Below are 720 nucleotides of genomic sequence, written 5' to 3'. Positions count from 1 at the left end.
CGCTAATTCCTCCTAGGTATCAATACCTAGGTTTCCTTAGCTGACAGCTTGTAAATGAAGGAAAACCTAACTTCATTGCAAAAAACAACAGACCTACCAGCCGCAAACGCAGAAACTGCTGAAGAAGAAACTGAACAAACAGTCTACAATGGCTACTTTGAAGATGCTGATGTAGCAGACCGTACCTTATCTGACTATGCAGGTGAATGGCAATCTGTTTACCCATTCCTTGAAGACGGTACCTTAGACCAAGTCTTTGACTACAAATCTAAATTAAACGACGGCATGACCGCTGAAGCGTATAAAGAATACTACACAACTGGTTACCAAACTGACGTCGATAATATCAACATTACTGACAATACAATTGAATATATTGTGGCCGGTGAAAGCAAGACATTCGAGTATAACTATGTTGGTTATGAAATCTTAACCTATGAAAAAGGAAATCGTGGTGTTCGTTTCTTATTTGAAACAAACGACCCGGAAGCCGGCGACTACAAATACGTGCAATTCTCAGACCATAATATTGCACCCGTTGAAACAGGACACTACCATATTTACTGGGGTGGCGAATCACAAGAAGCCCTTCTTGAAGAAGCAGACCACTGGCCAACATACTATCCAACTGATATGTCTGGCTCAGAAATCGCACAAGAAAGATAAAGTCCATATAATTGTGTAAAAGATAAAAGGCCATGTAACAGCCCTTTTACGGTA

The 720-nt window shown here is 40.6% G+C and carries 1 pseudogene; it reads left to right on the top strand.

Going from position 1 to position 720, the window contains the following annotated elements:
* Positions 1-54: 54 nt before the first annotated feature.
* Positions 55-666: pseudogene (locus AC973_RS00975) on the top strand (metal-binding protein ZinT); the annotation flags it as partial.
* Between the last annotated feature and the right edge of the window lie 54 nt (positions 667-720).

The organism is Carnobacterium sp. 1290_CSPC (genome assembly GCF_001053265.1).
In the GTDB taxonomy this organism is placed as follows: Bacteria; Bacillota; Bacilli; order Lactobacillales; family Aerococcaceae; genus Aerococcus; species Aerococcus urinaeequi.
The sequence above is the reverse complement of the archived record's forward strand: the minus strand, read 5'-3'. Positions and strand labels throughout refer to the sequence as shown.